This window comes from Demequina mangrovi, from assembly GCF_000759715.1.
Taxonomy (GTDB): Bacteria; Actinomycetota; Actinomycetes; order Actinomycetales; family Demequinaceae; genus Demequina; species Demequina mangrovi.
This window is the reverse complement of the sequence record NZ_BBLU01000004.1, coordinates 99,246-125,372: the sequence shown is the minus strand read 5'-3', so window position 1 is coordinate 125,372 and position 26,127 is coordinate 99,246. Positions and strand designations below refer to the sequence as shown.

Annotated in this window: 27 protein-coding genes; 8 read left to right on the top strand and 19 right to left on the bottom strand. The window is 71.4% G+C overall.

All coding sequences use genetic code 11. The features are described from left to right. Nucleotides 1–50: 50 nt before the first annotated feature. The 3 genes from TR42_RS05150 to TR42_RS05140 all read right to left on the bottom strand — a co-directional run bounded on the left by TR42_RS05150 (nt 51) and on the right by TR42_RS05140 (nt 3,182). Nucleotides 51–1,193 (bottom strand): phosphate ABC transporter substrate-binding protein PstS, encoded by a 1,143-nt coding sequence (locus TR42_RS05150; protein ID WP_042213668.1) that lies wholly within the window; start codon nt 1,191–1,193, stop codon nt 51–53. Nucleotides 1,194–1,377: 184 nt separating this feature from the next. After that, the gene (locus TR42_RS05145) at nt 1,378–2,073 is read right to left on the bottom strand and encodes a response regulator transcription factor (RefSeq protein WP_042213665.1); all 696 of its coding nucleotides are present in this window, start codon (nt 2,071–2,073) and stop codon (nt 1,378–1,380) included. Then, nucleotides 2,070–3,182: a sensor histidine kinase gene (locus TR42_RS05140; protein WP_052405628.1), complete on the bottom strand. Its 1,113-nt coding sequence runs from the start codon at nt 3,180–3,182 to the stop codon at nt 2,070–2,072. Before TR42_RS05140 ends, TR42_RS05145 begins: the two co-directional genes overlap by 4 nt. A 139-nt stretch (nt 3,183–3,321) precedes the next feature. Between TR42_RS05140 and phoU the strand changes: the two genes are divergently transcribed. Next, nucleotides 3,322–3,981 carry a phosphate signaling complex protein PhoU gene (gene phoU, locus TR42_RS05135; RefSeq protein WP_042213664.1) on the top strand — a complete coding sequence of 220 codons (660 nt, stop codon included), beginning with the start codon at nt 3,322–3,324 and terminating at the stop codon, nt 3,979–3,981. A 266-nt stretch (nt 3,982–4,247) separates the two neighbouring features. On the opposite strand, the gene TR42_RS05130 is transcribed toward phoU, so the two are convergent. The 4 genes from TR42_RS05130 to trxB all read right to left on the bottom strand — a co-directional run bounded on the left by TR42_RS05130 (nt 4,248) and on the right by trxB (nt 7,507). Further along, nucleotides 4,248–4,994: a phosphoglyceromutase gene (locus TR42_RS05130; RefSeq protein ID WP_042213661.1), complete on the bottom strand. Its 747-nt coding sequence runs from the start codon at nt 4,992–4,994 to the stop codon at nt 4,248–4,250. A 66-nt stretch (nt 4,995–5,060) separates the two neighbouring features. Continuing rightward, entirely contained in the window at nt 5,061–5,483 is a 423-nt protein-coding gene (locus TR42_RS05125; protein ID WP_425305728.1) for an arsenate reductase ArsC, read from the bottom strand. Further along, complete coding sequence (locus TR42_RS05120; RefSeq protein WP_042213657.1) at nt 5,480–6,523, bottom strand: metalloregulator ArsR/SmtB family transcription factor; 1,044 nt, start codon at nt 6,521–6,523, stop codon at nt 5,480–5,482. Before TR42_RS05120 ends, TR42_RS05125 begins: the two co-directional genes overlap by 4 nt. Nucleotides 6,524–6,541: 18 nt before the next feature. Then, entirely contained in the window at nt 6,542–7,507 is a 966-nt protein-coding gene (gene trxB, locus TR42_RS05115; protein WP_042213655.1) for a thioredoxin-disulfide reductase, read from the bottom strand. A 124-nt stretch (nt 7,508–7,631) separates the two neighbouring features. Between trxB and TR42_RS05110 the strand changes: the two genes are divergently transcribed. From TR42_RS05110 to TR42_RS05100, 3 genes are read left to right on the top strand one after another with little or no spacing between them, the layout of a single operon-like run. Further along, nucleotides 7,632–7,952 (top strand): ArsR/SmtB family transcription factor, encoded by a 321-nt coding sequence (locus TR42_RS05110; protein ID WP_042213654.1) that lies wholly within the window; start codon nt 7,632–7,634, stop codon nt 7,950–7,952. A gap of 8 nt (nt 7,953–7,960) precedes the next feature. Continuing rightward, nucleotides 7,961–9,007 (top strand): permease, encoded by a 1,047-nt coding sequence (locus tag TR42_RS05105; protein ID WP_042213863.1) that lies wholly within the window; start codon nt 7,961–7,963, stop codon nt 9,005–9,007. Between the two features lie 22 nt (nt 9,008–9,029). Then, nucleotides 9,030–9,269 (top strand): thioredoxin family protein, encoded by a 240-nt coding sequence (locus TR42_RS05100; protein WP_042213652.1) that lies wholly within the window; start codon nt 9,030–9,032, stop codon nt 9,267–9,269. Between the two features lie 23 nt (nt 9,270–9,292). Here TR42_RS05100 and TR42_RS05095 read toward each other — a convergent pair whose 3' ends face one another. From TR42_RS05095 to nadC, 5 genes are all read right to left on the bottom strand, one after another. Further along, entirely contained in the window at nt 9,293–10,360 is a 1,068-nt protein-coding gene (locus TR42_RS05095) for a lactonase family protein (protein WP_052405626.1), read from the bottom strand. Continuing rightward, complete coding sequence (locus TR42_RS05090; RefSeq protein ID WP_042213650.1) at nt 10,357–10,680, bottom strand: histone-like nucleoid-structuring protein Lsr2; 324 nt, start codon at nt 10,678–10,680, stop codon at nt 10,357–10,359. Before TR42_RS05090 ends, TR42_RS05095 begins: the two co-directional genes overlap by 4 nt. 248 nt (nt 10,681–10,928) lie before the next feature. After that, the gene (locus TR42_RS15120; RefSeq protein ID WP_169742204.1) at nt 10,929–11,096 is read right to left on the bottom strand and encodes a hypothetical protein; all 168 of its coding nucleotides are present in this window, start codon (nt 11,094–11,096) and stop codon (nt 10,929–10,931) included. Nucleotide 11,097: 1 nt separating this feature from the next. After that, nucleotides 11,098–12,561, bottom strand: coding sequence for a lysine--tRNA ligase (gene lysS, locus TR42_RS05085; RefSeq protein WP_081953204.1), 1,464 nt, complete (start codon nt 12,559–12,561; stop codon nt 11,098–11,100). Between the two features lie 94 nt (nt 12,562–12,655). Beyond that, entirely contained in the window at nt 12,656–13,582 is a 927-nt protein-coding gene (gene nadC / locus TR42_RS05080) for a carboxylating nicotinate-nucleotide diphosphorylase (protein WP_042213647.1), read from the bottom strand. A gap of 105 nt (nt 13,583–13,687) precedes the next feature. Between nadC and TR42_RS05075 the strand changes: the two genes are divergently transcribed. From TR42_RS05075 to TR42_RS05065, 3 genes are all read left to right on the top strand, one after another. Continuing rightward, nucleotides 13,688–13,948 (top strand): metal-sensitive transcriptional regulator, encoded by a 261-nt coding sequence (locus tag TR42_RS05075; RefSeq protein ID WP_042213859.1) that lies wholly within the window; start codon nt 13,688–13,690, stop codon nt 13,946–13,948. Nucleotides 13,949–14,055: 107 nt separating this feature from the next. After that, entirely contained in the window at nt 14,056–15,132 is a 1,077-nt protein-coding gene (locus tag TR42_RS14180; RefSeq protein WP_143058934.1) for an acyltransferase family protein, read from the top strand. A 122-nt stretch (nt 15,133–15,254) separates the two neighbouring features. Further along, nucleotides 15,255–16,937, top strand: a complete 1,683-nt coding sequence (locus TR42_RS05065) for an FAD-dependent oxidoreductase (RefSeq protein ID WP_042213645.1) — start codon at nt 15,255–15,257, stop codon at nt 16,935–16,937. A 234-nt stretch (nt 16,938–17,171) separates the two neighbouring features. On the opposite strand, the gene TR42_RS05060 is transcribed toward TR42_RS05065, so the two are convergent. The 6 genes from TR42_RS05060 to TR42_RS05035 all read right to left on the bottom strand — a co-directional run bounded on the left by TR42_RS05060 (nt 17,172) and on the right by TR42_RS05035 (nt 23,382). Next, entirely contained in the window at nt 17,172–18,866 is a 1,695-nt protein-coding gene (locus tag TR42_RS05060) for an L-aspartate oxidase (protein ID WP_042213644.1), read from the bottom strand. Between the two features lie 126 nt (nt 18,867–18,992). Continuing rightward, complete coding sequence (panD, locus tag TR42_RS05055; protein WP_042213642.1) at nt 18,993–19,478, bottom strand: aspartate 1-decarboxylase; 486 nt, start codon at nt 19,476–19,478, stop codon at nt 18,993–18,995. A gap of 23 nt (nt 19,479–19,501) precedes the next feature. Further along, nucleotides 19,502–20,374, bottom strand: a complete 873-nt coding sequence (gene panC, locus TR42_RS05050; RefSeq protein WP_042213640.1) for a pantoate--beta-alanine ligase — start codon at nt 20,372–20,374, stop codon at nt 19,502–19,504. Then, nucleotides 20,374–21,303 (bottom strand): Rossmann-like and DUF2520 domain-containing protein, encoded by a 930-nt coding sequence (locus TR42_RS05045; RefSeq protein ID WP_042213638.1) that lies wholly within the window; start codon nt 21,301–21,303, stop codon nt 20,374–20,376. The genes panC and TR42_RS05045 overlap by 1 nt, the downstream gene beginning before the upstream one ends. Then, complete coding sequence (locus TR42_RS05040) at nt 21,296–22,903, bottom strand: PH domain-containing protein (protein WP_042213636.1); 1,608 nt, start codon at nt 22,901–22,903, stop codon at nt 21,296–21,298. The genes TR42_RS05045 and TR42_RS05040 overlap by 8 nt, the downstream gene beginning before the upstream one ends. Continuing rightward, nucleotides 22,900–23,382: a PH domain-containing protein gene (locus TR42_RS05035; protein ID WP_042213634.1), complete on the bottom strand. Its 483-nt coding sequence runs from the start codon at nt 23,380–23,382 to the stop codon at nt 22,900–22,902. Before TR42_RS05035 ends, TR42_RS05040 begins: the two co-directional genes overlap by 4 nt. A 195-nt stretch (nt 23,383–23,577) precedes the next feature. Here TR42_RS05035 and TR42_RS05030 point away from each other — a divergent pair, with 195 nt between their 5' ends. Next, on the top strand, nt 23,578–25,650 hold the full coding sequence (locus TR42_RS05030) for an acyltransferase family protein (protein ID WP_236623364.1): 2,073 nt from the start codon (nt 23,578–23,580) through the stop codon (nt 25,648–25,650). On the opposite strand, the gene TR42_RS05025 is transcribed toward TR42_RS05030, so the two are convergent. Then, nucleotides 25,647–26,117: a DUF3180 domain-containing protein gene (locus TR42_RS05025; protein ID WP_052405621.1), complete on the bottom strand. Its 471-nt coding sequence runs from the start codon at nt 26,115–26,117 to the stop codon at nt 25,647–25,649. The genes TR42_RS05030 and TR42_RS05025 overlap by 4 nt on opposite strands. Nucleotides 26,118–26,127: the final 10 nt, after the last annotated feature.

Here is a 26,127-nt window from a genome sequence, read left to right as displayed (position 1 = left end):
TGGGCTCACTCGTCGAGAGTGAGCCCACCACCCCTGGGTCCTGCAGGTGCTTAGCCCGCCGCGATCTCGTCGAGGATCGCGGTGACGTGCGCGGAGAGCTCGTCCGACAGCGGCGCCGAGCCGGCGGCCGAGGCGGCGGCGGCCTGGCCGTCCGCCGAGGCGACGAACTTCTCGAAGGCCGTCACGAGCGCGCGCTCGGACTCGTCGTCGTACTGCGAGCAGACGATGTGGTACGAGACCAGCGTGAGCGGGTAGGCCGAGGAGTCGGTCGTGGTGCGGTCGATCGCGTACGCGAGGTCGTTCTCACCGTTGGCGTCCTCCGACAGCGGCGACGCGGCGACGATGTTCGCGGCGGCCTCCGGGGAGAAGGGCACGTACTCCTCGCCGACCTTGAGGGCGACGGTGCCGAGCGAGCCCGCACGCGAGGCGTCGGCGTAGCCGATGGCGCCGGGGGTGCTCGTCACGGTGTCGACCACGGCCGAGGTGCCGTCCGCACCGACCGACTGCGACGCGGCGGTGGAGAACTCCTTGGTGGCCTCGTAGGGCCACGCGCCGTTCGACGCCTGCTCGAGGTAGTCGGTGAAGTTGTCCGAGGTGCCGGACGAGTCCGAACGGAACACGACGGTGATGTTGCTCGACGGGAGCTCGACGCCCTCGTTCTGCGAGGCGATCGCCTCGTCGTCCCACGTGGTGATCTTGCCGTCGAAGATGTTCGCGATCGTCTCGGCGTCGAGGTTGATGGAGTCCACACCCTCGAGGTTGAAGATCACGGCGACCGGCGAGATGTACATCGGCAGGTGGTACGCGCCACCGTCGCCGTCGCAGCGCTCGACCGCGGTCGCGTACTCCTCGGCGTCGAGGAGGCCGTCCGAGCCGGCGAAGGGCACGGCGCCCGAGAGGAACTGCTCGATGCCGCCGCCCGAGCCGACCGGGTCGTAGCCGACGGTCACGTCGGGGTAGAGCTCCTGGAAGCTGGCGCGCCACGCGTCCATGCCGGACTCCTGCGACGAGGCGCCGGCGCCCTGGAGGTTGCCCGAGAGCGACTCCATCGCCTCGGTGGTCTCGGTCGCCTCGGCGGCGGTCTCCGAGGTGGCGGTGTCGGCGGGCTCCTCGTTGGAGGCCGAGCAGGCGGCGAGCGAGAGCGACAGCGCGGCCGCGGTGAACACCGCGCCGGTACGGATGGCAAGCTTCACGTTCGATTTCCTCACGTCTTCTTGTGATCCCGGCTCGTTGCCGGATGACCCACACGTTAGGGAGGCGAGGTAACGGGTCACGGGGTTGATTCTGAACTCACGGTGAACATCCGGTGAACGCCGCTGCGCCGTTATCGAAACGTGACGATGATGGCTCCACCTGCGCCCGGATCATGCGCCGCGGTCACGCCTCGAAGCTGTATCCGACCCCGCGCACCGTCTGGATGAGCACCGGCTCCGACGGATCGTCCTCCACCCTGCTGCGGATGCGCTTGATGTGCACATCGAGCGTCTTGGTGTCGCCGAAGTAGTCGGAGCCCCACACGCGGTCGATGATCACCTGACGCGGCAGCACCCGGCCAGCGTTCTGTGCGAGCAGGTGAAGGAGCGCGAACTCCTTGGGCGGCAGCGACTGCGTGTGGCCGTCGCGGGTGAGCTGCAGGCGCTCGGGGTCGAGCGTGATCCCCGCGACGGTGAGCCGCTCGGGCTCTTCGGCGATGTCGCGCGCGCCCGCGCCGACGCGGCGCAGCACCGCCCGGACCCGGGCGATGAGCTCGCGCCCCGAGTAGGGCTTGGTGACGTAGTCGTCGGCGCCGAGCTCGAGCCCGATGATCCGGTCCACCTGGTCGTCCTTGGCGGTGACCATGATGACCGGGACGTCCGAGCGCTCACGCACGGCGCGGAACACCTCCGCTCCCGACATCCCCGGGAGCATGAGGTCGAGCAGGATGATGTCCGCGCCGTCGCGCACGAAGGCCTCCACCCCCGCCGTCCCGGTCGCCGCGAGCGCGACGGTGAAGCCCTCGCGCTCGAGCAGCACCTGCAACGAGTCGCGGTACGACTCCTCATCCTCGACGACGAGGATCCGAGCCTCGGTCATGACCCCTCCTGATGGACTGCGAGCTTGAACGTGAACGTGGAGCCCACACCCGGCTCGGACCACAGGGCCACGGAACCGGAGTGCTGAAGGGCGATGTGCTTGACGATGCTGAGGCCCAGGCCGGTGCCGCCGGTCTCCCGGGAGCGTGCGGGATCGGCGCGGTAGAAGCGCTCGAAGATGCGCTCCTGGTCCTTGGTCTCGATCCCGATGCCCTTGTCGATCACGGCGACCGAGGCGACGCCGTCGCGCGCGCCCACCGACACGACCACCTCGGCGCCCTCGTCGGAGTACGCGATCGCGTTGTCGATGAGGTTACGCAGCGCCATCACGAGCAGGTCGCGGTCCCCCACGACCGTCGGACGCTCGCGCAGGTCCGTCACCAGGCGCATGTCCTTGGCCTCGGCGCCCAGGCGCGAGCCCTCGATCGCCTCGTGGACCACGCCCTCGAGGTGGAGCTCCTCGTGCTCGAGCACCGAGCCGCCGCCCTGAAGGCGCGAGATCTCGATGATCTCCTGGATGAGCTTGCTGAGCCGGCGGGACTCCTTGCGCATCTTCTTCGAGAACTTCCGGACCAGCTCCGGGTCGTCCGCGCCGTCCTCGATGGTCTCGGCGAGCAGGCTCAGCGCACCCACCGGCGTCTTGAGCTCGTGCGAGACGTTGACGGCGAACTCGCGGCGCGACTGCTCCGCGGCGCGCGACTCCGTGTTGTCGTTCACCACCGCGAGACACAGCTCGTCGTCGAGCGGCGTGACCCGCACGTGGACATAACGCGGGGTGGTGAGGACGCCGCGGTGGACAGCGATCTCGTCCTCGAGCGGCATGTCGCGGCGCCACGCCTCCTCCGCGAGATCGGCGAGGTCCGTGTTGAGCGCGCCGTCCGGTCGCGCCACGCCGAGCGCGGCGGCGGCGTGGTTGCTGTACGCGCTCCTGCGGTCGCGGCGGATCACCACGGCACCGGACTGCAGCGCTCCCATGAGCTGCCTGGTGCGGTGCGGCACGAGGGTCGCCGCGATGGTCTCATTACGCTCGCGCACGAGCAGCACCAGCCACACGACGAGGGCGCCGATGGCGGCGCCGACGATCGCGGCGATCCACACCTCCGGGCTCATGGCGACACAGTAACCATGGCCCCGGGCGTTCACCCAATGTTCACAACGCGCACCGATTGTTCACCGAGGTGCGGGGGCGGTTCGCCCAAGGCCCCTGGCAGTGATGCCACACTAAGGTGGTAATTCCCGAAGGAGAGCCATGCGGACCTTGTTCAATGCCGAGATGTCGGAGCTCGCGGACGATCTGATCGCGATGGCCCGACTCGTCGAGGGCGCCATCACCGACGCCTCGACCGCCATCCTCACCGCCGACGTCGAGCTCGCGCAGAGCGTGATCGCGAAGGACGTGAAGCTCGACGAGCTCGAGGAGCAGGTCGACGAGCGCTGCGTGCTGCTCATCGCGCAGCAGCAGCCGGTGGGTCTCGACCTCCGCACCATCATCTCGTCGCTGCGGATCTCGGCCTCGCTCGAGCGCATGGGCGACCTCGCGCAGCACATCGCCGAGGCCGCGCGCCGCACCTACCCCGAGTCGCCGATCCCGGAGTCGCACCGCACCGTCATCGCGGGCATGTCGGAGGCCGCCAAGGAGTCCGCCGCGGAGACGGTGCGCCTGCTCGAGACCCGCGACCTCAACGTCGCCGCGGCGATCGTGTCCGACGACGACAACCTCGATCAGCTGCATGCCCAGGCGTACAAGGCGATCGTCGACGGCGAGTACCAGGGCTCCCCGCAGGAGACCCTCGACCTCGCGCTGCTCGCCCGCTACTTCGAGCGCTTCGGCGACCACGCGGTGGGCATCTCCCGCCGCATCGTCTACCTGGTCACCGGCGACCTCACGGACTCCGGCGCCAAGATCTGACGCCAGCGAGACGCACCGAAGGCCCCGACCGCATGGTCGGGGCCTTCTGCTTTCCCCGGACGATGCGCGTGCGCCCCTCCCGCATGTCGGAGCGGCGACCGATGGCTCCGACATGCATGCCGACCGCAGCACGTATGACGGAACGCTCCGCTCATGTCCCGACTGCGGCGGCCGGCACGGGGCGGCGAGCGGCGGGGTGCGCATCGTCCCCGGATGCACGGAGGCCCCCGACCTGCTGGTCGGGGGCCTTCGGCGACGCGGGTGCGTTACTTCTTCTTGCCCTGGTTGGCGACGGCCTGGATGGCGGCCGCGGCGGCCTCCGGGTCGAGGTAAGTGCCGCCCGGGTTGGTGGGCTTCAGGGTCTCCTCGTCGAGGTGGTAGACCAGCGGGATGCCCGTGGGGATGTTGACGCCCACGATCGCGTCGTCCGCGACGTCGTCGAGGTGCTTGACGATCGCGCGCAGCGAGTTGCCGTGCGCGGCCACCATCACGGTCTTGCCCGACTTGAGGTCCGGGACCACCTCGGACTCCCAGTACGGCAGCGCGCGCTCGAGGACGTCCTTGAGGCACTCCGTCTTGGGGATCGGCTCGCCGGCGTAGCGCGGGTCGCCCTCCTGCGTGTAGGTGTTCTCGGCGCTGATCTCGGGCGGCGGCACGTCGTACGAGCGGCGCCAGATCATGAACTTCTCCTCGCCGAACTGCTCGAGGGTCTCGGCCTTGTTCTTGCCCTGGAGGTCGCCGTAGTGGCGCTCGTTGAGGCGCCAGTTGCGCTTCACGGGGATCCAGTGCCGGTCGGCGGCGTCGAGCGCGAGGTTCGCGGTCATGATCGCGCGACGCAGCAGCGAGGTGTGCAGCACGTCGGGGAGGATGCCCTCCTCCTTGAGGAGCTCGCCGCCGCGCTTGGCCTCGCCCCAGCCCTTGTCGTTGAGCGGGACGTCGACCCAGCCCGTGAACAGGTTCTTCTCGTTCCACTCGCTCTCGCCGTGGCGGAGCAGGATCAGTGTGTAGGTCATGCGGTCAGCCTAGTGCGGACCGCGCCGACCGCGCTGGCCCAAGGTCCCAGCGCGGTCGGGAGCGGCTCAGGCGACCGGCTGCACCCCGAGCTCCTCGAGCAGGGTCAGGATCCGCCCCTTGATCTCGTCGCGGATGGGACGCACCGACTCGATGCCCTGGCCGGCCGGGTCCTCGAGCTTCCAGTCCTCGTAGCGCTTGCCCGGGAAGTAGGGGCACACGTCGCCGCAGCCCATGGTGATGACCACGTCGGAGGCCTCGACCGCCTCGGTGGTGAGCACCTTGGGGCTCTCCTCGCGGATGTCGATGCCGTCCTCGAGCATCGCGTCGACGGCGACCGGGTTGATCTGGTCCGCGGGCATCGAGCCCGCGGAGCGCACCTCGACGGCGCCGCCGGACAGGTGGCGCAGGTAGCCGGCGGCCATCTGGGAGCGGCCCGCGTTGTGGACGCAGACGAACAGCGCGGAGGGCTTGGGGTCGGTCATGCTCATGCCTTTCGGTGGGTGAACGGGGTGGGGTCGGGAAGGTGGAGATCGGGGAGGAGGTCGGCGAGCAGCTCTCGGATGCGGCGGTCGATGTCATCGACGATCTCCGCGACGCCCTCGGCCGAGGCGAGCGCCGGGTCGCCCACCTGCCAGTCCTCGTAGCGCGTGCCCGGGTAGTACGGGCACACGTCGCCGCAGCCCATGGTGATGACCACGTCGGAGGCGCGCACCGCGTCGTCCGTGAGGGGCTTGGGGAAGGCGGCCTCCCCCGCCCCGATCGCGTCGAGGTGGGGACGGACCGCATCGTGCACCGATGCCGCGGGCGCCGAGCCCGCCGAGCGGACCACGACGCCGTCGCCGGCGTAGCGGTGCAGCAGCGCCGCCGCGATCTGCGAGCGACCGGCGTTCTGGACGCACACGAAGAGCACCTGCGGCGGGTGCGGCGCATCGGCGTCGTGGACCTTGCGCAGGTCCTCGAGCCGCTGCTGGGCGAAGTGCCGCGCGAGGGGCACGAGGTGCGCGCGGATGGTCGCGCCGCGGGCGAGGGACGCGTAGGACTCGCGGACGATGCGCGTGACCAGCGTGCCATCGAGGCTCGGGAAGAGCGCCTCGAGATCCTCGGCGACGCGGTCGAGCGCCTTGTCCACGTTCTCGAGACCCTCGGCGTGCGGCCGGGCGCTCGCCTCGGCGGCGGGCACGAGCGCGCCGAGGAGCGCCCGCACCGCGGGGCCGTACTGCTCCGCGACGCGGTAGTAGACCCAGGTGCCGCGGCGCTCGGAGGTGACCAGCCCGGCGTCCTTGAGCGTCTTGAGGTGATGCGACACCGTGGGGCCGCTGACGTCCGCCAGCTCGTTGATGTCGCACACGCACGCCTCGCCCCCGGGGGCCGAGGCGATGAGCGCGATCATGCGCAGGCGGAGCGGCTCCGCGAACGCCTTGAGCACGGCCGCGGCACGGTCGGCCTTCTCAGGCGCGACGGTGTGCGCCTCGATGCTGGTCGCGACGCAGGACTCGTGGTCCGGGTGCGTCGCGGCGGTGGTGGACATGGCTTCTCCCTGGGATTTCTACGCAGCCTCGCCGGCGAGCGCGGCCGCGGGGGTGGTGAGGGTGTCGAGGTGGTGCTGGGCGTCGAGGGCGGCGGCGCATCCGGATCCGGCGGCGGTGATGGCCTGGCGGTAGCGGTTGTCGACCAGGTCGCCGCACGCGAACACGCCCTCGACGTTGGTGGCGGTGGTGCGTCCGAGGACCTGCACGTAGCCCTCGGCGTCGGTGTCGATCACACCCTTGACCAGCTCCGAGCGCGGCTCATGACCGATCGCGACGAACAGGCCCGTCGCGGCCAGCACGGAGTCCTCGCCGGTGACACGGTTGCGGATGCGCACGCCTTCGAGCTTCGCGTCGCCGTCCAGGCCGGTCACCTCGGAGTTCCACACGAACTCGATCTTGGGGTCCGCGAAGGCGCGGTCGGCCATGATCTTCGACGCCCGCAGCTCGTCCCTGCGGTGCACCAGGTACACCTTGAACGCGAAGCGGGTCAGGAACGTGGCCTCCTCGACCGCGGAGTCGCCGCCGCCGACGACCACGACCTCCTGATCACGGAAGAAGAACCCGTCGCACGTCGCGCACCACGACACACCCTTGCCCGACAGCCGCTTCTCATCGTCCAGACCGAGCTCACGGTAGGCCGACCCCGTGGCCAGGATGACCGCCTTCGCCGTGTACGTGCCGGACATGCCCGTCACCACCGTCTTGGTCTCACCCTCGAGCGACAGGGCGGTCGCGTCGTCGAAGATCACCTCGGCACCGAAACGCTCCGCCTGCGCCTGCAGGGTCTCCATCAGCTCCGGACCCTGGACACCCTCGACGAAGCCCGGGAAGTTCTCCACCTCCGTGGTGTTCATCAACGCCCCACCCGCCGTGACCGACCCCGCCACCACCAACGGCGCAAGCCCCGCACGCGCGGCATAGATGGCAGCCGTGTACCCGGCAGGACCGGACCCGACGATGATGAGCTCTCGCTGATTCGACATATCTCTATTTAGACATCTATCGAATCCGAACGCAAGCGGCGCCGCATGAACCTCGGGTGAACAGCGCGCGGACACGGGACCGGGGTCCCGTGTCCGGATACCCCTCCGGGTACACACTTCAAATATGGCTCAATCGTCCGCCGTCGATCTGCTGCTCCGGCCGTCGCCGCCTCGCGAGGTCGCCGACGCGGTCGCGCTGCTGCAGGCCGCCGCGGATCCGGTCCGGTGGACGGTGCTCGAGCGCCTCGCCGCGGGACCGCGCTGCGTCTGCGACCTGCAGGAGCATCTCGACGTCTCGAGCACGCTGCTCAGCTACCACCTGCGGATCCTGCGCGACGCCGGGCTGGTCACCACCTCCCGCCGAGGCCGGTGGATCGACTACGCGCTGGCGCCCGACGCATCGTCCCGCCTGACCGCGGCCCTCCCCGCCCACGTGAGCCTCTGATGGCGGTGATGGAGCGCGTCCACCGCGCGACCACCCGGCAGCGCTGGGCCGGGCTGATCATCGCGGCGCTCGCCTGGTGGGCGCTCTACAGCGCGAACCTGCCGTTCTGGAACTGGCTGCTGGGCGACGTCGCCGGCCTCGACCTCGACACCCGCCTGGGCTCGGGGGTCCACTTCTTCCTCTACGACACGGTCAAGATCCTGCTGCTCCTGACCGGGATCATCTTCATCGTCACGGTGCTGCGCTCGTTCATGTCGGTCGAGCGCACGCGCGCGATCCTCGGCGGCAAGCGCGAGGGCGTGGGCAACGTCGCGGCGGCGGCGCTCGGCGTGGTGACCCCGTTCTGCTCGTGCTCGGCGGTGCCCGCGTTCATCGGCTTCGTCGCCGCCGGCGTCCCGGTGGGTGTGACGCTGAGCTTCCTCATCGCTAGCCCGCTGGTGAACGAGGTCGCGATCGCGCTCCTGCTCGGGCTCTTCGGCTGGGGTCCGACGCTCCTCTATATAGGCGCCGGGCTGACGATCGCGATCGTCGCCGGCTTCATCCTCGGGCGCATGCGTCCCGAGCGCTGGATCGAGCCGTTCGTGTTCGAGACGACGCTCGGCGGCCAGGCGGTCGACCCGGGCTACGCGCTCACGTGGAACGACCGCATTCAGATGGGCCTCGAGGAGGTCCGCGACATCCTGCGGAAGATCTGGCCGTACCTGCTGGTGGGCATCGGCATCGGCGCCGCCATCCACGGCTGGGCGCCCGAGCAGTGGTTCGCCGAGCACGCGGGACCCGAGAACCTCTTCGCGGTCCCGCTCGCGGTGCTGCTGGGCGTGCCGCTCTACTCGAACGCCGCGGGCGTCCTGCCCATGGTCGAGGCGCTGTCGGACAAGGGCCTGCCGATGGGCACGCTCCTCGCGTTCATGATGGCCACGGTCGCGCTCAGCCTCCCCGAGATGATCCTGCTCCGCCGCGTGCTCAAGCCCCGCCTCATCGCGATGTTCATCGGCGTCGTCACCGTCGGCATCATCACCGTCGGCTACCTCTTCAACGCCGTGATCCCCGCCTGAACCTCCACGAAAGGACACCACCATGCACATCAAGATCCTCGGCCCCGGCTGCGCCAACTGCACCAACCTCGAGCGCATCGCGCGCGAGGCCGCCACGGAGCTGGGCCTCGACGCGACCTTCGAGAAGGTCACGGACTACGGCGCGATCGCCGGCTACGGCGTCATGCGCACGCCCGGCCTCGTGGTCGACGAGAAGCTGCTGGTGTCGGGCCGCGTGCCCACCGCGTCGGCGGTCAAGGAGCTGCTCGCGCCGCTCGCCTGAGACCGGCCCCGGATGGGTGCCGCTCAGACCTCGATGACGCAGGCCGGGCTGACGACCTCGCCGACCTCGTGAGGCAGCTCGGCGATCTCGCCGATGCCCAGCTCGGGCGGCATCCCGATCACGTCGGCGAGCGCGAAGGACCGCACGCGGTGCGCGCGCTCCTCCCCCACGACCAGCCGGTAGCGGAGCACCGCGAAGTACCGCGGCCAATGCCCCGCGTCGAAGGCGCCGCGGTAGGCGAGCTCACCCTCGGGTGCGACGTCGAAGACAGCGATGACGTCGGCGCCGCGCACCGAGACGAGCAGCACGTCGCCGGTGTGCCCGGGCACGAGCGCGAGATGGGAGTCCTGCAGCTCGGCCGAGCGCGGCGCGACAAGGGTCGACGGCCGCTCGGCGATGACCTCCGCCGTGGCCGAGGCATCGTCCCACCGCAGGGTGCGGACCTGGTGGTCGAGCTCGCACGCGACGTAGAGCAGGTTCCCGCGCACCGCGACGTGACGCGGCCCCGCGCCCGGAGGCAGCGTCGCGGCGATGCCGTCCGGCTCGAGCAGCCCGCCGTCGACGATGCGGTACCGGCGCAGCTCGTCGGTGCCGAGATCCGCGACCAGCACGTGGCGGCCGCCTGGCGCGATCAGCGAGGAATGCGCGTGGGGCCCCTCCTGCCGTGCCGCATTCGGGCCCGAGCCCGCGTGGCCGAGGAGCTGGGCGGGCGCATCGTCCACCGGGAGCCCGTCCGCACCGAGCCGCACCACCGCGACATCCCCGCTCGAGTAGTGCGCGACGTAGAGCGTGTGCGCGTCGGGCGCGAGCATGAGATGGCAGGCGTCGGCGCCCCCGGTCGCGAGAGTCGCGACCACGCGAGGCGCGGCCGGCCGGGACACGTCGAGCACCGCGAGCTCGCTCGCGGGCAGCTCGCACGCCGCGTACACGAGCGGCAGCGTCGGATGCGCCACCAGGAACGAGGGCGCGGGCAGGTCGAGCACCTGCTCCGCGGCCACGGACTCAGGCGACGCGGAGCGCCAGATCCCCTCGCCGAGGCCGGCGGGTGTGCCGAGCCCGGCCGCGGGGTAGGTGCCCCAGAGAAGCGTCACTGCGCGGCGTCGTAGGCCTCGCGCACCTTGGCCGGGATACGGCCACGCTCGGGGACGTCGACCCCGTTGTCCTTGGCCCACGCACGGATCGCCGCGGCGTCCGGACCGGACGCGGCGCGCTTCGCACGCGAGGACGCCTTGCGCGCCACCGTGCGACGGCCCGCGGACACCCACGGTGCGAGGTCGCTGCGGAGCTTGTCGGCGTTCTCCTTGTTGAGATCGACCTCGTAGGAGACGCCGTCGAGCGAGAACGACACGGTCTCGCTCGCCGCCGAACCGTCGATGTCGTCGACCAGCACTACCTGAACCTTCTGCGCCACTGCAGTTCCTCTCCTCAGCACGTGCCCCGATATTCGCATTCAGGGCACGGATACGTCAATTGCGTTCCGCCGCTCGTGAATATCGTATTCGCCGAGAAAGTCGAGGCCAATTGGGCGTGAGACTTGCGCAGCGCCGATAATCCCGCTCGCACGTATGCCCGGAGGGGCCCATCGGATATGCACCAGGCGATTCGCGCTCAGGAAGGAGCGTTCGCCCTCTCAGGCAGTTAGAAGCGAACGGAAATCGCTCACGCCTGGGCGGCGTTGTCCTCCTGCGCGGCGGCGGCATCCTCCTGCGCGAGAGCGGCCCGCTCGTTGCGGTCGGCGCGGATCACCGCGCGCATGACGAACCAGAACAGCGCGCCGACCCCGATCGACGGGACGATGCCGACCAGGACCTGCTGCCAGACGGGCATCTCAGTCCTCGGTGGGCTTGACGAGCGGGAACAGGATGGTCTCCCGGATGCCCAGGCCCGTGAGCGCCATGAGCAGGCGGTCGATGCCCATGCCCATGCCGCCGCTCGGGGGCATCGCGTACTCCATCGCGGTGAGGAAGTCCTCGTCGAGGCGCATCGCCTCGTCGTCGCCCTGTGCCGCCATGCGCGCCTGCTGCTCGAAGCGCTCGCGCTGGATGACCGGGTCGACCAGCTCGGAGTAGGCGGTCGCGAGCTCGAAGCCGCGGACGTAGAGGTCCCACTTCTCGACGATGCCGGCACGCGTGCGGTGGTCGCGGGTGAGCGGGCTGGTCTCGACCGGGAAGTCGCGCACGAACGTCGGGGCGTAGAGGTCGCCGCCCACGTGGTGCTCCCACAGCTCCTCGACCAGCTTGCCGTGGTTGACGCGCTTGGGATCGACGGAGAGCTCGACCTTGTCGCACAGCGCCTGCAGCGCCGCGACCGAGGTCTCGGGGGTGATCTCCTCGCCGAGCGCCTCGGAGAGCGACTCGTACATGCCCATCGACGTCCACTCGCCGGAGAGGTCGTACTCCGAGCCGTCCGTGAGGGTGACCACCTGCGTGCCGAAGATGTCCTCCGCGGCACCCTGGACGAGGCTCTGCGTGAGCTCCGCCATGGTGTCGTAGCTGCCGTACGCCTCGTAGGCCTCGAGCATCGAGAACTCGGGCGAGTGCGACGAGTCCGCGCCCTCGTTGCGGAAGTTGCGGTTGATCTCGAAGACCTTCTCGATGCCGCCCACGGCCGCGCGCTTGAGGAACAGCTCGGGCGCGATGCGCATGTAGAGCTCGATGTCGTACGCGTTCATGTGCGTGACGAACGGGCGGGCGGCCGCGCCGCCGGGCTGCGTCTGCAGCATCGGGGTCTCGACCTCGATGTAGCCGCGCGAGTGCAGGCTCTCGCGGAGGCTGCGGTTGAGCTTGGCGCGGTTGCGGACGGTGTCGCGCGCGAGGGGGCGGGCGATGAGGTCGACGTAGCGCTGGCGCACGCGGGTGTCCTCCGCGAGCTCCTTGTGGAGCGTGGGCAGCGGACGCAGCGACTTGGCCGCGATCGCCCACTCGGACGCGAAGACGGAGACCTCTCCGCGGCGCGACTTGATCGCGCGACCCTTGGCGAACAGGTGGTCGCCCAGGTCCACGTCGCCCTTGAAGGCCGCGAGCGACTCGTCGCCCACCTCGGCCAGCGACAGCATGATCTGCAGGCGCTCGCCCTCGCCGTCCTGGATGGCGGCGAAGCAGAGCTTGCCGGTGTTGCGGATGAAGACCACGCGGCCGGCGACGCCGACCACGTCCTCGGTCTCCTCGCCGTCCTGGAGGCCCTTGTAGAGGTCCTTGACCTGAGCGATCTCGTGGGTGCGGTCCACCGACACGGGGTACGCCTCACCCCCGTCCGCGATGAGGCGGTCGCGCTTCTCGCGGCGCACGCGCATCTGCTCGGGGACGTCGTCCGTGGTCTCGGTCGCGGGCGCGGTCTGCTCAGTCACGCAGGCAATTCTACGGGGCGCGCCGCGGTGCGCTCGCGGGTCAGGCGAGGTCGAGGCCCAGGTCCACGATCGGGCTCGAGTGGGTGAGCGCGCCGACCGACATGAAGTCGACCCCCGCGGCCGCCACGTCGCGCACGTTCGCGAGCGTAAGACCGCCCGTCGCCTCCAGCCAGACCTTGCCGGTGGCGCCCTCCCCTGCGCGGACCTGGTCGACCAGCGCGCGCATCGTCTCCGGAGGCATGTTGTCGAGCATGAGGAAGCGGGCGCCCGCGGCGATCGCCTCGGCGGCCTGCACGGCGTCCTCCACCTCGACCTGCACGGGCACGTCCGGGTACGCGTCGCCGATGCGGGCGATCGCCGCCGCGACGGAGCCCGCCGCGACGATGTGGTTGTCCTTCACCATGGCGCAGTCGAACAGCCCCATGCGCTTGTTGACGCCGCCGCCGACGCGCACGGCGTACTTCTCGATCTCGCGCAGCCCCGGGGTGGTCTTGCGCGTGTCGAGCACGTGAGCGCCGGTGCCCGCGAGCGCATCGGCCCATCGTCGGGTGTGCGTCGCGACCCCCGACGCGCGCGACATGAGGTTGAGGAGCGTGCGCTCGGCGATGAGGACCACGTGGCCCGGCCCCTCGAGCCTGGCGATCACCGCGCCGGGTGCGAGGCGGTCGCCGTCCGCGGCCTCGAGCACGATGCTCGGCACGGGCAGGTCGTGGCGCGCGGCCACCTGGCGCATCGTCTCCCCGATCGCGTCGACGCCCGCGAGCACGCACTCCTCGCGCGCCGCGACCACGCCGGAGACCCGGACGTCCGACGGGATCGTCGCCTGCGTGGTGACGTCGCGGCCCGGGTCGCCGCCGAGGTCCTCGTCCAGCGACAGGCGGACGATGCGCGCAAGGGCGCCGGGGTCGAGCGGCGCGACGGTGGGCGCGGCGAGCGCGATCTCCTCGGGGTGGGGCGTGCGGGTCATGGGGCCATGGTGGCACGCGTGCGACCACGAGCCTCGTGCACAGATACCCCCGAGGGGTATGCTGTGGGGACGCCGAACGCACCTGGGAGGATTGCCATGGCCGAGATCCACCTGAGCCCCGAGGACATGGACCCCGTGGTCAAGCGCCTGCGCCGTGCGCACGGACAGCTCGCCGGAGTGCTGAAGATGATCGAGGATCAGCGCGAGTGCGCTGACGTCGTCACGCAGCTCGCGGCGGTGTCGAAGGCGATCGACCGCGCCGGCTTCACCATGATCGCGACCGGCCTCGAGCAGTGCGTGCGCGCCGACGAGGACACCGCGGAGGCCAAGGAGCGCCTCCAGAAGATGTTCATGTCGCTGGCCTGATACGCGCCGCACCCTTGACGTTCGTCCGGAACGTCCGCTTACCATCCCGGTAGGAGCGACGGCGCCGCGATGCGGCGTCGTCCCGCGTGAACGGCCGGGGGGACGTCATGCAGCGTGTGGTGGGGCTCGACGCGATCCGATTCGTCTGCGCGGCCGTGGTCGCGCTCGGACACATCCACCTCGCGCTCGCCGATCAGCTGTCCCCGGTGATCGGGCGCACCGCCGCCACGGGCGTCGACATCGCGTTCTCGAACGGCTTCAACGGCCCGGCGGCCGTGATGGTGTTCTTCGTGCTCAGCGGCTTCGTCATCCACCTGCCGCAGGCCCGCGGGCGCCGGCTGGATGTCGCGCAGTTCGCGGCCCGCCGCTACCTCCGCATCGTCCCGCCTGTCGCCGTGTTCATGCTCGCGTCCGTCGCGCTCGGGTACGCCCCCGAGGGCGGCTACTGGATGCACACGGTGCTGTGGAGCGTGATCTGCGAGCTCGTCTACTACACGCTCTATCCGGCGCTCCTGGCGTCGCGGATCCCGATGGCCCGGCTGGGCCTGGGCGCGCTCGGCATCGCGCTCGTGTTCACGGCGCTCAACTTCTCGCAGATCACCTCGGGAGACCTCTCGTACACGGTCTTCGGCTGGTGGACGCCCGTGATCGGGCTGCCCGTCTGGATCCTGGGCGCCGTGCTCGCGGAGCGGTACCAGCGGCTGCCGGTGCTTCGCGCGCGCACCATGTGGACGATCAGGGCCGGGGTGCTGCTCGGCAGCGCGGCGCTGCGCGTGCTCGCGTATCACGGCGAGCCCTACGTCGGCCCCTTCGCGAGCAACGCGATCACCTTGACGCTGCTCGCGCCGCTCATCGGCGCGTGGTTGGGCCTCGAGGTCGTCCACTTCCAGTCGAGGCCGGGCGTCTCACGCACGCTCGCGGTGCTCGAGACCGCCGGCGCGGCGAGCTTCTCCCTGTATCTCGCGCATCCGCTCGCCCTCGAGCTCGTGCCCGCCCCGGAGGGCGGCGGCGACCTCGCGCTGCTGGGCGTCTCCGTGCTCGCCGCATCGGCCGCGACGGCGGCGTTCTACCTCCTGGTCGAACGGCCCTCGCATCGTGCCGCCCGACGGGCGGGACAGGCGATCGCGCGTCGACGCGCCATGGCCATGGTGCCCGCGCGGCCCAGGCGCGCCCCGGAGGCGTAGCCTGGGAGCGCGTCCCTCCAGGCGCATCGTCCCCGCTCCAAGCACGTCGGGACCAAGGTCGGAATATACCCCCGGGGGTATCTGTTAGCCTGGTCCACGAACTTTCGACGGAAGGACCTCACATGCGCATCCTGGTGATCGGTGGAGTGGCGGGCGGCATGAGCGCCGCGGCCCGTGCCCGACGGCTCAACGAGCAGGCCGAGATCATCGTCTTCGAGAAGGGGAAGTACGTCTCCTTCGCGAACTGCGGCCTGCCCTACCACGTGGGCGGCGAGATCGAGCAGGACTCCTACCTGCTGCTCCACTCCCCCGCGTCGCTCAAGGCCGAGCTCGACCTCGACGTGCGGACCGAGCACGAGGTCATCAGCATCGACCGCGAGGCGCAGTCCGTGCTGGTCGCGACCCCCGACGGCACCGAGACCTTCACCTACGACGCCCTGGTGCTGTCCCCCGGTGCGGACGCCATCGTCCCGCCCATCCCCGGCGTCGACCTGCCCCAGGTCACCCACCTGCGCACCGTCGACGAGGCCCGCGAGCTCGCGGCCCGCACCGCCGACGCGAAGCGCGCGGTCGTCATGGGCGCCGGCTTCATCGGCCTGGAGACCGCCGAGGCGTTCCGCCACCGCGGCCTCGAGGTGACGCTCGTCGAGCTCGCGCCGCAGGTGCTGCCCCCGCTCGCGCCTGAGATGAGCGCGCTCGTCGAGAAGGAGCTGCGCTCGCACGGCGTCGACGTCCGCACCGGAGTCGCCGCCACGGGCATCCGCGAGGGCGGCGACGATGCGGCGGTCACCGTGACCCTGGGCGACGGCGCGGAGGTCCCTGCCGACATCGTCGTGATGTCCGTGGGCGTGCGCCCCAACTCGGCCCTCGCGGGCGAGGCGGGGCTCGAGCTCACCGACCGCGGCGCGATCGTGGTCGACTCGCTGCAGCGCACCTCGGATCCGCACATCTGGGCCGCGGGCGACGCGATCGCCGTGCGCCACGGCGTCACCGGCCAGGTGGGCCCGGTCCCGCTCGCGGGCCCCGCGAACCGCCAGGGCCGTCGCGCCGCGGACTCGATCATGGGCCGCGTCGACGAGGCGCAGCCCGTGCTCGGCACCGCCATCGTCCGCGCGTTCGGGCTCACCGCCGCGATGACCGGCGCCTCGCCGCGCATGCTGGACGCTGCGGGCATCGACTACTTCGTGGTCCACACCCACCCGGGCAACCACGCCGGCTACTTCCCCGGCTCGCAGATCCTCCACCTCATGGGCGTGTTCTCGCCCGAGGGCAAGCTGCTCGGCGCACAGGCCGTCGGCCCGGACGGCGCGGACAAGCGCATCGACGTCCTCGCGACGGCGCTGCGCGCGGGCTTCGACGTCGACGACATCGCTGAGCTCGAGCTCGCGTACGCGCCGCCGTTCGGTTCGGCCAAGGACCCGGTCAACATGCTCGGCTTCCTCGCGCAGAACGTCCTTAACGGCACGACCAAGGTCTGGCGCTTCCAGGACCTCGACTGGGCACGTGAGAACGCGCTGCTGCTCGATGTCCGCTCGGAGCGCGAGTACGCGATGGGCCACCTGCCCGAGGCGATGAACCTCCCGCACACCCACATCCGCGAGTACATCGAGGGCGTCAAGCAGCTCGCGGCGGGACGCCCGGTGCGGGTGCTGTGCGCCTCCGGCGTGCGCTCGTACTACGCGCACCGCGTGCTCGCGCAGCACGGACTCGACTCGGCGACGCTCGACGGCGGCATGTTCACGCTCGTCGAGGCGGTCCCGGGTCTCGAGCTCGCGACCGGAGCGTTCCAGCCGGCGCACGCGTAGCCGTCCGACCGACCGCTGGCCGCCCCGTTCACGCGAATGGGGCGGCCAGCGTCGTTTCCGGGCGCGCGGTGAGCGCCATGGGGCACTGGCGGTCGGGCTCGTCACGCGCCCGACCACCAGTGCCCCATGGCAGGCTCCGCGCGCCCGAGACCGACCGCAGACGCCCCATTCCAGGGTGCGGGCAGGGTGGACGGCGGGGCGGCGGCGTGCGGGTGTGCGCCGACGGGGGAGGCGCTACTCGCCCAGGTCGAGCGGCGCCTTCATGAACACCAGCTCGCCGTCGGGGTCGAGCCGCGCCGCGAGCCTCACGGCCCACTCCGGATCCGTCTCCGGGAAGTCGGCGCGCTGATGACCGCCGCGCGACTCCTCGCGCAGCAGCGCCGCCTGGCACAGCACCGAGGCCGCCGCGACGATGTTGGTGGTCTCCCACTCCGCGGTCTGCGGGACCACCGCGGACACCGGGTCGGTGTGGAATCGCGCGCGGATGCGGTCGAGCCGTGCCACCGCATCGTCCAGCCCGTCGCCGTCCCTCACCGGGCCCGCGCCCTCGTGCGCGATGGCCTGGACGCGCGGGCGCATCGTCGCCGGCACCAGGGCGGACTCGCCCGAGCGCTCGACCGGCTCGAACTGCTGGAGCAGGCCGTCGGCCACGGCGGCCGCGGCGTCGCGAGCCGCGCGGCGCGCGAAGACGAGGCCCTCGAGCAGCGAGTTCGAGGCGAGGCGGTTCGCGCCGTGGACGCCGGTGCACGCCGCCTCCCCGATCGCGTAGAGGCCCTTCTGCGTCGAACGGCCGTGCAGGTCGGTGAGGATGCCGCCCGAGTGGAAGTGCTGCGCGGGCGCGACGGGGATGAGGTCGTGCGCCATGTCGAGGCCGTGCTCCTTGAGCGAGGCCCAGATCGACGGGAAGCGGCGCGTGAGGAAGTCGCGCTCGAGGTGGCGGCAGTCGAGGAACACCGAGTCCGCGTCCTCCTCGCGCATCTCCTCGACGATGGTGCGGCTCACCACGTCGCGGGGCGCGAGCTCGGCCATGGGGTGGGTGCCGACCATGAAGCGCTCGCCCGCGCCGTTGAGCAGGTAGGCGCCCTCGCCGCGCACCGCCTCCGAGATGAGGGGCAGCTGGCCACGCGCGTTGGCCCCTTGCCACAGCACCGTCGGGTGGAACTGCACGTACTCGACGTCCGCGACCGCGGCACCCGCGCGCAGACCGACCGCGAGGCCGTCGCCGGTGGACGAGGCGGGGTTGGTCGACGAACGGAACACCTGGCCGATGCCGCCGGTCGCCATGACGACGGCCTTCGCGAGCGCCGCGCCCACGCCGTCGCGCTGACCCTCGCCGATGATGTGGATGGTCGCGCCGCACACGGGCCCGGGACGGCCCTCCGCATCGGGCGCGGCCGTGAGGAGGTCGACCACCATGGCGTGCTCGATGACCTCGATGCCCGGGTCGTTGCGCACGGCCTCGAGCTGCTCGACCAGCGCGCGAGAGATCTCGGCGCCGGTGGCGTCGCCGCCGGCGTGGACGATGCGGTCGCGGTGGTGGCCGCCCTCGCGCGTGAGCGTGAGGTCGCCGTCCGGTCCCGTGTCGAACTGGGCGCCGCGGCGGAGGAGCTTGCGCACCGAGTGCGGCCCCTCGGTCACGAGCACGCGGACCGCCTCCTCGGAGCACAGGCCCACGCCCGCGACGAGCGTGTCCTCGAGGTGCTCCTCGGGGGTGTCCTCGGGGTCGAGCGCGGCTGCGATGCCGCCCTGCGCCCACACGGTCGAGCCCGAGCTCAGCTCGCCCTTGGTCACCACGAGCACGCGGTCGACCCGCTCGCGGAGGTCCAGGGCGGTGGTGAGGCCGGCGATGCCGGAGCCCACCACGATGACGTCGGTCTCGATGGTCCAGCCGGGCTGGGGCGCGGCGAGGCTGCGCACGAAGGCGGTCATGACGGTCAGGCTACCGGCGCCGATGCGGGACCCGCGCCGCAGCCGGATTCCGACAGTGAGGACGGAGTTCGCGGCGACACGCCGGTCCTGACCCCCGCATCGTCCGCATTCGCCGGCGTGTCGCGCTCAACTCCGTTGGGACTGTACAGGGGAGGGGTAGGCGTCCCAGCCCTGGGTGTGGAACTCGTGCACGGGCAGCCCCGAGGGCTCGAGGCCGGCGGCGTTCTCGGGCACCAGCCCGGGCTCGTCGGACAGCTCGATCACCTTGTTGGCCTCGTCGACGAAGACCACGTGCGGCTCGAAGGTCCGGGCCTCGGCGTCGGCCAGCATGCCGTAGCCGATGATGATGGCCAGATCGCCCTGGGCGATGAGGTGCGCGGCCGCGCCGTTGATGCACACCACGCCCGAGCCGCGCTCGCCGGGGATGGCGTACGTGGTGAGCCGAGCGCCGTTGGTGACATCGACGATGTCGACCTGCTGCCCGGGCAGCAGGTCCGCCGCCTCCATGAGGTCGACGTCGATGGTGACGGAGCCCACGTAGTGCAGGTCCGCCTGGGTCACGGTCGCGCGATGGATCTTGGAGATCATCATCGGTCGCTGAAGCGAGGTCATGGGTCTGTCCTTCCGCGGCGGCGTCAGCCCGCGAGGGGGCCGAAGCGCGTCACCACGTTGTCGATCAGCCGCGTCTCGCCCACCCGGGCGGCCACGGCCAGCACTGCCTCTCCACGGTAGCCCTCGGGCACCACGTCGGCGGTCACGGGGTCCTGGAACTCGAGGTAGTCGACCTCGACGCCCGGCTGCGACGCGAGCACCGCGCGTCCGACCGCGAGCGCGGCGGCGACGCCCGCACCGTCGCGGACCGCGGCATCGGCCTCCCGCAGGGCGACGTTGAGCACCAGCGCGCGCTCGCGCTCGTCGTCGGCGAGGAACACGTTGCGCGAGGACAGCGCGAGGCCGTCCTTGTCGCGCACCGTGGGGACCGCCACCACCCGGACGGGGAAGTTGAGGTCGCGCACCATCGTCCGCACGGCGATCACCTGCTGCGCGTCCTTCTGCCCGAAGAACGCGAGGTCCGGCTGCGTGAGGTTGAGCAGCTTCGCGACCACGGTGAGGACGCCGTCGAAGTGCCCGGGACGATGCTCACCCTCGAAGACCTCGCCGATCGCGCCCGCGGAGACGGTCACCACGGGCTCGCCGCCGGCGTAGACCTCGTCGACGTCGGGGGCGAAGACCACGTCGACGCCGAGGGGCTCGAGCAACGCGCAGTCCGCCTCGAGCGTGCGGGGGTAGCGGTCGAGGTCGTCGGCCTCGTCGAACTGGAGCGGGTTGACGAAGATGGTGACGACCACCTCGTCCGCCTCGTCGCGCGCGGCGCGGACCAGCGCCAGGTGGCCCTCGTGGAGGGCGCCCATGGTCATGACCACGGCCCTGCTGGGTCGGTCGCCCTCGCGGCGGGCGGGCCTGCGTGCCAGGCCGCGCAGCTCGCTCGCGGTGTGGACGATGCGCATCAGTCTCCCATCCCTTCGGTGCCGAGCGTCGCGATGAGGTCCGCGTACTGGGCGGGGCCGATCCGGCCGCCGCTGAGCGCGAGGTCGGCCGTCGCGCGCGCCATGGAACGATACGCGAAAAGCGCCTCCGGCTGCCCCTCGAGCGCCCGCAGGTGCGCCGCCACGGTGCCCGCGTCGCCGCGCACCACCGGTCCGGTGAGGGTGGACACGGCGCCCGGCGCGTCGCGCAGCGCCCCGTCGACCGAGGCGTGGATGAGGGGGCCGAGCACGCGCGCGGGCTCCTCGATCCCGATGCGCGACAGCACGCCGCTCGCCTGCGCGACGGCGGTCACCACGTGGTTCGCGCCGTGCACCAGGGCCGCGTGATAGAGCGGCCGGTCCCACTCCTCGATCACCACGGGCTCGCCGCCCATCTCGACCACGAGCGCCTGCGCGATGGGCAGCATCCCGGGCGGGGCTGTCACCGCGAACACCGCGTCGATGAGGCGCGCCCGGTCCATCGAGGTGCCGGTGAAGGTCATCGCGGGGTGGATCGCGAGGGGCACGATGCCCGCGGCGCCGGACTGCGCCAGCACGTCGATGCCGTGGCGGCCGGAGGTGTGCACCACCAGCTGGCCGGGCCTCCACGCCTCGACCTTCGCGAGCCCGGCGGCCACCGGGCCGATCGCGTCGTCGGGCACGGTGAGCAGCACCAGCTCCGCGGCGCGCACCACCTCGTCGGGGTCCGCGACGGGCACCCCAGGCAGGAGCGCGTCGATGCGGGCGAGGGTCGCGTCGGACACCCCGGACGCGGCGACGATCTCGTGACCGGCCTCGCGCAGCGCCGCCGCGAGGACCGCGCCGACGCGTCCCGCGCCGACCACGCCGATGCGCAGCCGTCCCGGCCGCCGCGTGTTCCCGTTCACCGCGTGCCCGCGGACGTCATCCATGAACGTCTCCCTCCGTCGGCGCACCGCTCAGGCCGACCGCGCTCATCCACTGCTCCGGTGTCTGCCTCCGGCGGCCCTCACGCGCACGCGCGGCCTGCGCGTCGAGCAGCGCCACCGCATCGTCCACCGCGAGGTGCGCCGCGATCGGGCGCACCGGGCCCTGGGTCGAGTGGACCTCGACGTTCGCGAGCCCGAGCGCGCGGCGCACCGGGCCCTGGGTGAGACCGAGCGACTGCGTGCGCTCGTGCGGGACGACGAAGAGCTCGCGCTCCCAGCGCCCGCGGCGGATGAGCAGCGCCCGGTCGGTGGCGCGCACCCCGCGGAAGCGCCACTGCAGCGGGTCGACGCGGCGGGCGGACTCGGGGCTCGTGGTGAAGCCTCCCTCGTCGCCGGTGCCGTGCAGCGCGTAGCCGAGCGTGCCGTGCGGGTCGGGGTCGCCGAGGTCGGGCAGCACCAGCCACACCGCGCGGAGCGCCTCCTCGCGGGTCGCCACGGGGTGGAGCACCGACACGGACTCCTGGTCCTCGCCGTAGCCGGCGACGTTGATGGTGATGCGCCACCAGTCGCGCGAGCGCCACAGGAAGGGCTGGTAGAGGCGGATCGCGGCGACGCGGCCCGGCGGCACGGTCTGCCGGCGGGTCTCGGTGAGGCCGTGACGCAGGCGCAGCCCGTCCACGGAGATGCCCGCGGTGAAGCCGAAGCCTCCGTTGAGCCTCGTCCAGAAGTACCCGAGCAGCCCCGCGAGGGCCGTGACGATCGCGATCAGGGACGTGCCGAGGATCGCGGCGACGGCGGCGACCACGTCGAGCTGGAAGAACACGAAGCCGATGAGCCCGGCGAACGGCAGCGTCAGCAGGAAGATCGTGGGCCCCGACAGCGCGATCGAGCCCAGCAGCCGACCGAGGGGCACGGAGTAGACCTCGCGCTCCTCGGCCGCGGCGACCGCGGTGCGGACGTTCTCGCGTCCCGTCAGCAGCGCCTCGGGGTTCGCGAGCGCCTCGGCGCGCTCCGCGAGATGGGCGCGGATGCCGCCGGACGATGCGGCCGCGTCACCGGCCATGGCGTCGGCCTCAGGCGCATCGCCCCCGGCCTTGACCCCGGCCGCGAGCGCGAGGATCTCGTTGCGCAGCGCCTCCGCGTCGCCGAGCCGGAGGAACTTGAGCTCGATGCCGGACTTCTGGCCGCCGGCCACCTGGACGGTGATCGCCGCGAACCCGAAGATGCGGGCGAGCAGCGGCTGGACCACGTCGACGGCCTGGAGCCGGTCGAGCCTGGCCTGGCGCTGCTGCTGCGTGACGATGCCCTGACGGAGGTAGACAGCGTCGTCGCCGATGCGGAACTGCGTGCGGCGCCACTGCCACACCGAGACCGCCATGGTGAGGGCGAAGCCCAGCGTCGCCGCCACGATGAGGCCGATGAGCGGGAAGCGGTCGAAGAAGGCGAACGTGTCGTCGCCGCCGTCGACCCAGGACGGCAGGAACTGATGGATCCAGTACGCGAGCAGCAGGCCCAGGATCGCCCAGCCGCCGAGGAACGGCGAGACCGGGTGGAGGTGCGTCCACTCGCGAGGGGCCCGGTAGAGCGGGCCTTCGGCCGTCACAGGCCCGCCAGCCGCGCCTCGCCGCGGGTGGTGAGACGGTCGCGCAGGCGCGCGGCCTCCTCCGCGGGGACGCCCGCGATCGAGGCGTCCGTGCCCGGCGACGCGGTGTGGAGCTGGACCGTCGCGATGCCGAGGTAGCGGTCGAGCGGCCCGGCCTTGACGTCGACGAACTGCATGCGTCCGTAGGGCACCACGGTGACCGAGCGGAACATGCGCCCCTTGCGGACCAGCAGGTCCTCCTCGCCCTCGGCCCAGGCGTGCGCCGAGACCTGGCGGACGATGACCCACGATCCCCACGCGGCGAGCACGAGGGCGCCGACGGTCACCGCGAGGAGCCACGGCTCATCCGCGAGGAGCGCCGCGACCGTGCCTCCCAGGGCGACGAGCCCGAGCGTGATGCTCAGCGGGACGATCCGCGCCGTGATGAGCTTGCGGGAGACAGGGTTCCAGGGAGCTGCCGCGCTCTCGTACCAGGACATGGCTCCAGTCTGCCAGGGGCCGCGCGCCGAAGCCGCCGTGCAGCCGTTGGTCCGTCGACGCACCGCAGCCACCCGGCAAGCCTCTCCGCCCGAAATCACATGATTCGTGCGCATATCGCCAGAATCCCTGGTGCCGGCACAAACGCCCGGTTAGCCTGAGCATGCCGTTGCAGGGCGAACCCAGGGGGAGAGTTCATGGCCGCGCTGACCTCGACCACGATGCCCGCGCGACGCGCGGCGCCCCCGACGAACGCTTCCCGCTTCCGCCTCGATATCCAGGGCCTTCGAGCCATCGCCGTTGCCGCGGTAGTGCTCTACCACGCCGGCGTCCCTTTCCTGCAGCGCGGATACCTCGGTGTCGATGTGTTCTTCGTCATCAGCGGCTTCCTCATCACGGGCCACCTCCTGAAGCGTCTCGAGACTACGGGGCGCGTCGGATATGCCGAGTTCTACGCGCGCCGCGCGCGCCGCATCCTTCCTGCTTCGTTCACGGTGCTGCTCCTGTCGATCGGCGCAGCAATGCTCTGGTACCCGCCGCTGCTGATGCACGAGGTATGGCGCGGAGCCCTCGCAACAGCGTTCTATGTCCCGAACATCTACTTCGCCATGGAACGGACCGACTACCTCTCCGGCACGAACCCATCGCTGTTCCAGCACTACTGGTCGCTCGGCGTCGAGGAGCAGTTCTACCTGCTGTGGCCCATAGCCCTCGCTCTGGGATGGGCGTTCGCTCGGACGCGTCGAGCCCTGTTCATCGTGGTGGCTTTTCTCGTCGCCGGTTCATTCGCGGCCGGCGTGGTGGGAACCGTGTGGAACCAGCCGATGGCGTTCTTCATGCTGCCGACACGGGCGTGGGAGCTCGGTATCGGGGGGCTCGTCGCGTTCGCTGCTGCGCGGCATCGCGCTCCGCTCGGCCGCACGACCGCGTCTGTGGTGAGCTGGTCAGGTCTCGCCTGCATCCTCCTCACCCTGACCCTGTACCCCCCGGCGACGATGCCGCCGGGGACGGGTGCACTACCGGCTGTCCTCGCGACAGCCGCCGTCATCCTCGCGGGCTCCCGTGACGCACCCTCCGGCGCCAGCATCGTGCTGTCGGTACGCCCGCTCACCTTCCTCGGCACCATCTCGTACGCGCTCTACCTGGTGCATTGGCCGGCACTCATGGTGCCGCAGGCGGCCTTCGGCTTCGGTACCGCAGTCTCGACCACGACGAAGGTCGGCATCGCTCTTCTGTGCGTACCGCTCGCGTGGCTGCTCTTTCGATACATCGAGAAGCCCGCGAGGAACGCGTCGGTCCTCGCGGACGCCCCTGCGTGGCGCACGCTCGCAGCAGCGGTCGGAGCATCCTTCGCTGCAGTTGCGAGCGCAACCCTCGCCTACGAAGCGACAAAGGACACGCCACTCGCGGGCCGTGACTCGTCCGTCGTGCCGCACGGGTACCCGTCGTCATACGTGCCGAGCGACCTCGCGCCGGACCTATGGAGCGCGACAGGTGACCTTCCCGAACTCTATGAGAACGGCTGCAACAACGACTTCGCCACCGTCGAGAGCACGGGCTGCCTGTTCGGCTCGGCGACCGCGCCCCGGATCGCGTTGTTCGGCGATTCGCACGCCGCACAGTGGTATCCGGCACTGACAACCTTCGCGGAGGCCAACGGCTACGCCGTGCAGACCCTCACCAAGGACGCGTGCCCGGCAGTCTCGGCCGACTTCGCCCGCGACGGCCGGACCTACCAGGAGTGCACACTATGGCGCGACGGCGCCATCGCCGAACTGAACGCGCAGTCCCTCGAACTCGTCGTGATCTCGAGCCACGTGCTGGCGCCACTCGCGCCTGAGCCGAAGGACCGCCACGCCACGTGGACGGCTGCGCTCGGGCGCACTTTGGCCCGTGTGGAGGCCCATGCCGTCGTGCTCGCCGATACGCCCTCCCTCGACCGCGACCCGGTGCTGTGCCTGGCCGCCAACCTAGACGAGGCGCTCGCCTGCTCCACGCCACGAGAAGCGGCGATCGACCCTGACCTGCAGACCGCGGAGGCACGCACGGCCACGTTGGCCGGCGCGACATACGTCGACCTGACCGACCACATCTGCTCCGGCGACAGCTGTCCACCGATCCTTGGCAGCACGCTCGTGTACCGCGACGAGCACCACATCACCGCGACCTTCGCCGAGCAGCTCGCCGCCGTCCTCGGAGGCGAGCTGCTGGACGTGCTCGACGCAGAGAGCTCCAAGGGACAGCACGTGCACGCGAGCTCGTCGCGCTAGGCTGTCGCCGAACCTCCCTTGTTCTCGTCCTGGTCGCCGCCGTCCTTGCACCAGTGCTCCGCGACGAGCCCGGCGACCGTGAGGACGAGCCCGCCGAGCGCCGCGATGAAGGCCGAGATCGCGACCTCGCGACGAGGCGCGTGCGACCACTCGAGCGCGATCGCGAGCCCGTAGCCGGCGAAGGCGCCCGCGATGATCGCCCCGGTGTAGGAGCACGCCTGCGCGAACACGGCGGTGCGTGCCGCGCGCAGGCCGCTGAGCGCGGGGTTGCGGCCCTTGCGGTACTGGCGCACGGTCCAGCCGAGCCACAGCACAGCGACGCCGACCACCGCCGCCACCGCCAGCACGGTCCACGGCACGGACAGCGGAGACGATCCCGACGTCACGGCCATCCGGGCGACCGCCCAGGCGACCACGCCCATCACCACCGCGAGCAGCAGCAGCCGGGCGCGGCTCAGCGGGGTCACAGGGCCTCCC

What these genes read in the sequence shown, in the direction of transcription:
- TR42_RS05145 (WP_042213665.1), bottom strand. Translation starts at nt 2,073, where the DNA reads ATGACCGAGGCTCGGATCCTCGTCGTCGAGGATGAGGAGTCGTACCGC.
- TR42_RS05140 (WP_052405628.1), bottom strand. Translation starts at nt 3,182, where the DNA reads ATGAGCCCGGAGGTGTGGATCGCCGCGATCGTCGGCGCCGCCATCGGC.
- phoU (WP_042213664.1), top strand. Translation starts at nt 3,322, where the DNA reads ATGCGGACCTTGTTCAATGCCGAGATGTCGGAGCTCGCGGACGATCTG.
- TR42_RS05130 (WP_042213661.1), bottom strand. Translation starts at nt 4,994, where the DNA reads ATGACCTACACACTGATCCTGCTCCGCCACGGCGAGAGCGAGTGGAAC.
- TR42_RS05125 (WP_425305728.1), bottom strand. Translation starts at nt 5,483, where the DNA reads ATGAGCATGACCGACCCCAAGCCCTCCGCGCTGTTCGTCTGCGTCCAC.
- TR42_RS05120 (WP_042213657.1), bottom strand. Translation starts at nt 6,523, where the DNA reads ATGTCCACCACCGCCGCGACGCACCCGGACCACGAGTCCTGCGTCGCG.
- trxB (WP_042213655.1), bottom strand. Translation starts at nt 7,507, where the DNA reads ATGTCGAATCAGCGAGAGCTCATCATCGTCGGGTCCGGTCCTGCCGGG.
- TR42_RS05110 (WP_042213654.1), top strand. Translation starts at nt 7,632, where the DNA reads ATGGCTCAATCGTCCGCCGTCGATCTGCTGCTCCGGCCGTCGCCGCCT.
- TR42_RS05105 (WP_042213863.1), top strand. Translation starts at nt 7,961, where the DNA reads ATGGAGCGCGTCCACCGCGCGACCACCCGGCAGCGCTGGGCCGGGCTG.
- TR42_RS05100 (WP_042213652.1), top strand. Translation starts at nt 9,030, where the DNA reads ATGCACATCAAGATCCTCGGCCCCGGCTGCGCCAACTGCACCAACCTC.
- TR42_RS15120 (WP_169742204.1), bottom strand. Translation starts at nt 11,096, where the DNA reads ATGCCCGTCTGGCAGCAGGTCCTGGTCGGCATCGTCCCGTCGATCGGG.
- lysS (WP_081953204.1), bottom strand. Translation starts at nt 12,561, where the DNA reads ATGCGCGTGCGCCGCGAGAAGCGCGACCGCCTCATCGCGGACGGGGGT.
- nadC (WP_042213647.1), bottom strand. Translation starts at nt 13,582, where the DNA reads ATGACCCGCACGCCCCACCCCGAGGAGATCGCGCTCGCCGCGCCCACC.
- TR42_RS14180 (WP_143058934.1), top strand. Translation starts at nt 14,056, where the DNA reads ATGCAGCGTGTGGTGGGGCTCGACGCGATCCGATTCGTCTGCGCGGCC.
- TR42_RS05065 (WP_042213645.1), top strand. Translation starts at nt 15,255, where the DNA reads ATGCGCATCCTGGTGATCGGTGGAGTGGCGGGCGGCATGAGCGCCGCG.
- TR42_RS05060 (WP_042213644.1), bottom strand. Translation starts at nt 18,866, where the DNA reads ATGACCGCCTTCGTGCGCAGCCTCGCCGCGCCCCAGCCCGGCTGGACC.
- panD (WP_042213642.1), bottom strand. Translation starts at nt 19,478, where the DNA reads ATGACCTCGCTTCAGCGACCGATGATGATCTCCAAGATCCATCGCGCG.
- panC (WP_042213640.1), bottom strand. Translation starts at nt 20,374, where the DNA reads ATGCGCATCGTCCACACCGCGAGCGAGCTGCGCGGCCTGGCACGCAGG.
- TR42_RS05045 (WP_042213638.1), bottom strand. Translation starts at nt 21,303, where the DNA reads ATGGATGACGTCCGCGGGCACGCGGTGAACGGGAACACGCGGCGGCCG.
- TR42_RS05035 (WP_042213634.1), bottom strand. Translation starts at nt 23,382, where the DNA reads ATGTCCTGGTACGAGAGCGCGGCAGCTCCCTGGAACCCTGTCTCCCGC.
- TR42_RS05030 (WP_236623364.1), top strand. Translation starts at nt 23,578, where the DNA reads ATGGCCGCGCTGACCTCGACCACGATGCCCGCGCGACGCGCGGCGCCC.